Origin of the sequence: Sporomusa sp. (assembly GCF_035561255.1) — a bacterium.
Taxonomy (GTDB): domain Bacteria; phylum Bacillota; class Negativicutes; order Sporomusales; family Sporomusaceae; genus Sporomusa.
In genome coordinates, this window is record NZ_DATMXX010000336.1 from 1 (window position 1) to 6,844 (window position 6,844).

A 6,844-nucleotide genomic window follows, 5' to 3' on the forward strand; every position below is an offset into this window, starting at 1 on the left:
GATACTATTGATACCAATAGTTGTCAATATATTTGCCAAATTATGCTTTCTATTTTGCCTATGCAAAAGCCCCCAACTGTACAAGTTGGGGGCTCTTTTCCTGCCTGTTTATTGCTATTTCTCTTGTTTATGGCAGCTGGATCCGCAGCCACCAGAGCAATGGCATTGCGATTCACCATGCATTTCCCGCCAGATTATCTTGGCTATATAGCCAACCGCAACTAAACCAACCACGAATACAGCCATCGTATCCATCTCAATCACTCCTTTTGTTTCTTAGTAGCCCATTAATGTTCCAATTTGATAAACCAGGAAGGACATTACCCAAGCCAGGGCCGTTGTGTATACGGCGGTAAATACAGGCCATTTCCAGGAATTTGATTCCCGTTTGATAACCGCTAACGCGGCCAGACAAGGCGAATAGATAAGCACAAAGACCATCAAGGTATAGGCAGTTAACGGGGTAAAGCTGCTGTCACTAGCCAACGCATGCTGCAGAGCAACCGAACCTTCGTCACCTTCGCCCACATTATAGATTGTTCCCATTGTGCTAACCAAAACTTCTTTCGCTGTAAAGGCGGCTATTAAACCAATACCTGACCGCCAGTCGAGTCCAAGAGGTCTAATTACCGGTTCAATAAACTTGCCCATCTGCCCAGCATAGCTCTTTTCCAGTTTCTCATGGGCCTGCTCTTTTTCAAAGGCTGCAACTTGCTCATCACTTTCGCCTTTAAGCTCTAAGTAACGGGCAGCCACTGGGTACAATTCAGGATTGGTTGCTTCTAACTCTTTTATTTTATCTTCTTTAGCAGCTGTTAGTTCTGCCAGTTCCGCACTATCTTCTGCAAGACCCTCAGTTTTTTCCCCAAACTCTTCTTCCACTGCTGTCAGATCTGCAATTAACGTTTCTAAGTCTTTATTTTCTTCAATCGCGCCTATGTTTAAAGGCTTAGTAATTTCCTCGTCCACTTGCTGACTAAAACCAGCTTCTGCCTGAGCAGTCAAAGCTTCATAGTCTTTACTAAAATCGACATTATTAGGGTAATTTACCATAAACCAAACTAGAATAGAAACTGCCAAAATTATGGTACCAGCTTTTTTCAAATACAGTACGCTGCGCTCCCACATATGCATCAGAATGGATTGCAGGGTAGGTATACGATAAGGTGGCAATTCCATAACGAAAGGCTCTGGTTCGCCAGTAAATAAGAAACTCCGGAAAATACGTGCCATTATGATAGCTAGAACTATACCTATGATATAGATGGAAAACAGAACCGTGCCCCCAACGCTTTCATTAAAGAATGCAGCGATAAGGAGGGTATATACAGGCAACCGCGCACTACAGCTCATAAGCGGCGTCACCAGAATCGTTACCAGGCGGTCACGCGGGTTTTCCAGGGTACGTGTCCCCATAATCGCCGGCACACCACAACCAAATCCTAATAATAATGGGATAAATGACTTACCATGCAGACCTACAGCATGCATAACCTTATCCATAATAAATGCCGCTCTGGCCATGTAACCAGTATCCTCAAGCAAGGCAATCCCCAAAAATAGTATGATGATATTAGGTAAAAATACAATAACTCCGCCAACACCACCGATTATTCCATCAACAATCAGTGATTTTAGATCACCGTCAGGCATTGTTTGGCCTACCCATTCACCAAGCGCAGTCATGCCTTGTTCAATCCAATCCTGCGGATAGGCACCTACAGTAAATACAAAGTTAAATAATAACCACATAAGTCCAAGGAATATTGGCAAGCCAAACATACGATTTGTTAAGATCCTGTCAATCTTATCAGAAGCCGTTAATTCATCTTCTCGTTTGGAGGTAATAACTTCCTTGCATAACGCTCCAACAAACTGATACCGGAGATTGGCAATAGCCAGTTCCGGATCCATGCCATATGTATCCTGCACACTTTTCCGGGCTGCCTCGACGACTGTTAAAATACGCGTGCCATCAGGCAATTGCTTTATCGAATTGACTATTTCTGTGTCGTTTTCCAGCAATTTCAAAGCCAGCCAGCGTTGAGGATATCTCAGCTCATGCCGTACTTCAGCCAGTAAATTACTAATCTCAGTAATTTTACCTTCTACCTGATCACCGTAACTAATAACAAAAGATTTCTGTGTTTTTTCCCCGGCCACCTTTATCGCAGCCGTTAAAAGATCATCTAACCCGGTATGCCGATTGCCAACAGTGCGGACCACAGGTGCCCCCAGTTTGCGTGACAGCACTTGTTCATCGATTTTTGTTCCCATACTCTCAGCAACATCGGCCATATTAAGAGCTATTACCACCGGCCGCTCAAGTTCCAACAATTGGACCGCAAGATACAAATTCCGTTCCAAATTGCCGGCATCCAGGATATCCACAATAACATCAGGCTTATCCTGAACAATAAAGTTACGGGCTACCAGTTCATCCAGTGAATGAGCCGTCAGGCTGTATGTTCCCGGCAAATCAACCACCAATAATTCATGATCCTTAAACTTCCGAAATCCTTCACGTTTTTCAACAGTTACCCCGGGATAGTTGCCCACATGTTGTCTGGCCCCGGTCACACTATTGAATATCGTTGTTTTGCCTGAGTTGGGGTTACCAGCCAGCGCAATGCTCACTTTACTATTTTCCAACGTAATTTTCCTCCTTCTCTCTGCTCCCTATTTTACTGCAATGTTGCAAGCCAGGGAATTGTTTAACATAATTCGACTGCCTCGAACTTTAACAATGACAGATTCATTGGTACGGCTTAATACGCAGACCGGCGTTCCTGGTGTAAAGCCAAGATCAGTAAGGCGTGACCGCACCTCTCGTGGGCCTCCCAATGCAGTTACGATCATTAACTGACTTGGAACAGCATTATGAATTGGCATTTTCACCACTCCTTATTCACTCAGTTTAATCTCAATATTTTGGGCCTCGACCTTACGCAAGGAAAGATTAAAGCCCAGTACTTTAACTTCCATCGGATCACCAAGCGGAGCAAATTTTTGAACCTCCACTTTTGACCCAATCACTACCCCCATATCAATAATGCGCCGTTGTATAGGCCCATTACCATGAATTTTAGCAACTGTGCCTCGTTCTCCAGGTGTCAACTCACTTAATAATTTAACCATGTGTAAATCCTCCTCATCATTCTCACATATGACCGGCTTATCTGCATTACCTGCTGGATAAGCTATATTATGACATTAATAATCATTATCACTATAATAACATATATCTGCTGAGAAAACTATAGCACGCCCCGTTTTTTTACAAGTTCAAATTCAATATCCTGCAAACCGGGGAAACTCCGGAAGTAAGTTGTATAGTCTTGCGTATAGCATACTATTTTCAATACATAACCAGAGGCAATAACCGTCTCTATGATTCTCCTGTAAATAGGGGCACTCTTGCTATGCAATGCATTGCCACACGAAAAGTCAAAAGTAATACTGTCCGGTCGACCTAACATGATCCCCTCTACAGCTTTCGTCAAATCGTCGAAATCAACTGCGGTAAAATCTCGTAACGTAGTAATTCTAGCGTTGTTTGCATCATTATCAACAGCAAACGCCATTTTTGCAGTTAATGGTTTTTCGTGAGCGCTCATTGCGGTAGGCTCAGCCCCAATAGCACTTGAACCACTGGTTGTTGCACCTAACAACTCGTTAATAATTGATAGCAGTTTTTCCTCAGTAAACGGTTTTAAAATATAGCCTTTTGCTCCATGCTGCAACGCATCAAATACCTTATGTTTTTGGCCGAGGGCACTAACCATAACGACTCTGGCACCTGGGTCAAAAGCCATAATTTGCTCCAAAGCACCAATCCCATCCACACCCGGCATGGTTATATCCATTGTTACCAAATCCGGAAGATGTTTTTTATAGGCTGCGACTGCTTGTTCGCCGTTCGCCGCCTCGTCCACCACCATATGGCCGGCTCTTATTAAAAATGTCCCAATTGTTTTGCGCATCATTAAAGCATCATCAACAACTAACACACGTGCCATTCTCATCTCCACCCTTTCCCATGAATGAAATTAAGCTAAGCTGTATTTTCCCTAAGTCAGTATTCAACTTCCAGGAATAAATAGCTGCCTCTCTGTATTTCGCAGAAGCACCTTCAGCCCAAATTGTAACCGGCGCTCCAATATCAATCCCTTCTTGCCAACTGGGCAATTGCTGCAGTGAATTGCCGACTGTAGTATTAAAAAACTCAGCAAATGCACTCTCTAACCAGATTTCCTCATAGGCATCAATGGATGAGTCTTTTAGGCAACAATCAGCAAGCCGCTTAACTAAAGCTTCATCAGCGCTTATCATTAGCCTTCCGGCAAAAGCCCCCTTGACATCAATAAAGGTTGAAATATTACGCATGTTTACAATCCCTGGGCTTGTCTCCATTGTACCGATTGCCTCTGATAGAATACCAAATTCATTTTTCAAGAAATTTTTAGCCTGACTAATTACTTGTTCGCCAAAATGAGAAACGTCAAACTCAGCCTCGCATTCGCCAACTGACAGCGGCACAATAAAGATAAACTGCGTCCCTTTTCCCACTTCGGTTAGAATCTCAATATGTCCACCAAGTTTTTCAATCTCGTATTTTACAGCAGACAAACCTACGCCCCGGCCAGATAATTCGTTGGCTGTTGCAGCACTGGAAAAACCGTCTGCAAAAATCAGCTGCACAACTTCATCATTTGTTAAACTACAGGCCGCAGTCTCGGTGCATATCCCCTTAACAACAGCAAATTCTCTGATAAGAGTTTCGTCAATACCTCTTCCATCATCAGCAATTGTCACCACCAGATTTCCCCGGTCTTCTTCTATATTGCAAGTAATGCGGCCCGCAATCTCCTTACCTGCCTCCAGGCGTTCATCCGGTGTCTCCAGGCCATGTGCTACCGCATTACGGAAAACATGCACCAGCGATTTAGTAAAATCATGATATTTTACCGGGTCTACCAGTGTCTTTGTACCGCTTATTATCAAAGGACTGATTTCTTTACCTTGGTTTAAGGCTACATTAGCTATGTATTCAGGGAACATGTTCAATAAATCACCAAAAGGTTTGTACCGCAAGCGCTGCAATTCAGCAATAAAGATACGGGCTTGATCTTTGGAAAGTGAGCGTTGAATTTTCTCCTCTAATTGCTGCAGTTTGCAGTTTTCAATAACTATCGTCTCATCCTGCAAGAAAAACTGATCCCCTAAAATCTTTTTTAATTGTATTAGCTCTTGTTCTAACCAGCTATACAACGTCTCAGGCTGATAGGCTACAAAACACGTCACCAGGTCTGCCTGGTCAATATGTCCGTTTTTTTCATCCCGTAATTTTGCTAAATCTGACTCCAATTCGTGCAGACCCGCCGCCACGCGGCACATCCCTAGCTGTCCTAATGTACCTTTCCAGGTATGCACAGCCCGAAAAACAGTATTTAATTTTTGGACTGCCGCCTCTTGTGAGAATAAGAGCTCTGGCAATTCTTCCCGGCAAAATAGCTCATATTCTTTCATCGCTTTATTAAACTCCTGATAATGAGTGACAGCTCGTACAACCATTGACAGTACATTTTTCTCTTCTTGAATCTTTTTTTCCATTTCCCGTTGTTGAGTAATATCTGTTAGGATCACTAATATCTCTTTGCGTTCTAGGTCAACAGGGTGATTAATTAGTTTATATGATATTTGAATATAGCTCTCAGCAAATTGCAACTCCTCTGGTAACAGAGAAAAATAATTCTCTCGTAAAAAAGCATTATCTTCCTGGAAAATCTTTTTAAATAACGCCGTCAAGAAAACCTGTTGCCCTTTATCCTCCGGATATAATAACCCAGGAACCAATTTTCCCTGTATTTCCTGGTTAAAAATCATGACACACTCGGCACTATACTCACCGGCCACTTTTAAGTCTTCACCAAAAGAAAGGAAACCCTGCCCGGCGTTATCTAATAAATTACGCACTTTTGCAACTGCTTCCGTTAATTCCAGTGTCCGCCCCTGCAATTGATGCTGTACTACCAATTGGGCCGCGTTTACTTCTTCTAACTCTTTTTTTTGTAATTGAATCTCAGCCTGTGATTTCTCAAGATCGCTAACTACCTGTCTGAGTTCGGACTCATTCACCTTAATTCTGTGAACCATCCAATTCATATCCCGCATCAAATCAATTAACTCATTTTCATTATCTTCAGTATTGCGTTCAGCAGGAACATTCAAAAGCACGTCATAACGGCCCGCTTTTACCTGCTGGCAAAACTCCTTCATTTTTTGAATCTGATTAGAGAAAAACCAATACCTGATAAGCCCCGGCATAAGTAATCCTACAAGAACCGTCACCATCAACGCTATCGCCATGGTATTTTGAAAATCACGATTCGTACTTAGTCCCGCTTGGTTTCCTGCCATAACCATAACCACAATGGGGAGCAACCCAAAAAATAGCGAAATAACAAGCAATCTCGTTTTAATAGTCAATCGCGTTCCCACCTTCATCATCTAAACCCGGTTAGTAGTATGTAAACACTGGGCTTAACTATTTCGCCTTCATCTGGAATGATAATTATTATCATATGTTGTTTATATTATTACAGACATTAAAATTCCTGTCAATAACTTTTTCCATAACATTCCTTAATTGCTATTTTTAGTTTTATGGCTAATCGCAATAGTAAAACCAGTTGTTGCCAACTAAGCGATGAATTAACGCAAGAAACTATCAACACCGAATTCACATTAAATTAAGACAAAAACCTTGCACAATGCAAGGTTAATTTATTCTGAGAAGCATTCGTTAGGTTCCAGTGATACTGCCAATACCAGACCTTATTCT

6 protein-coding genes are annotated in these 6,844 nt (G+C 42.3%); all 6 read right to left on the reverse strand.

What is annotated here, in order from left to right; translation table 11 throughout:
- Nucleotides 1-114: 114 nt before the first annotated feature.
- Entirely contained in the window at nucleotides 115-255 is a 141-nt protein-coding gene (locus VN379_RS18740) for a hypothetical protein (protein ID WP_325536622.1), read from the reverse strand.
- 21 nt (nucleotides 256-276) lie between these two features.
- On the reverse strand, nucleotides 277-2,652 hold the full coding sequence (gene feoB, locus VN379_RS18745) for a ferrous iron transport protein B (RefSeq protein WP_325536624.1): 2,376 nt from the start codon (nucleotides 2,650-2,652) through the stop codon (nucleotides 277-279).
- A gap of 27 nt (nucleotides 2,653-2,679) precedes the next feature.
- Nucleotides 2,680-2,892 (reverse strand): FeoA family protein, encoded by a 213-nt coding sequence (locus VN379_RS18750; RefSeq protein WP_325536626.1) that lies wholly within the window; start codon nucleotides 2,890-2,892, stop codon nucleotides 2,680-2,682.
- Between the two features lie 12 nt (nucleotides 2,893-2,904).
- Nucleotides 2,905-3,138 carry a FeoA family protein gene (locus VN379_RS18755; RefSeq protein ID WP_325536628.1) on the reverse strand — a complete coding sequence of 78 codons (234 nt, stop codon included), beginning with the start codon at nucleotides 3,136-3,138 and terminating at the stop codon, nucleotides 2,905-2,907.
- 119 nt (nucleotides 3,139-3,257) lie between these two features.
- Nucleotides 3,258-4,019, reverse strand: a complete 762-nt coding sequence (locus VN379_RS18760) for a response regulator (RefSeq protein WP_325536630.1) — start codon at nucleotides 4,017-4,019, stop codon at nucleotides 3,258-3,260.
- A complete protein-coding gene (locus VN379_RS18765; RefSeq protein ID WP_325536632.1) occupies nucleotides 3,997-6,489 on the reverse strand; it encodes an ATP-binding protein in 2,493 nt (830 codons plus the stop codon). Before VN379_RS18765 ends, VN379_RS18760 begins: the two co-directional genes overlap by 23 nt.
- Nucleotides 6,490-6,844 lie beyond the last annotated feature (355 nt).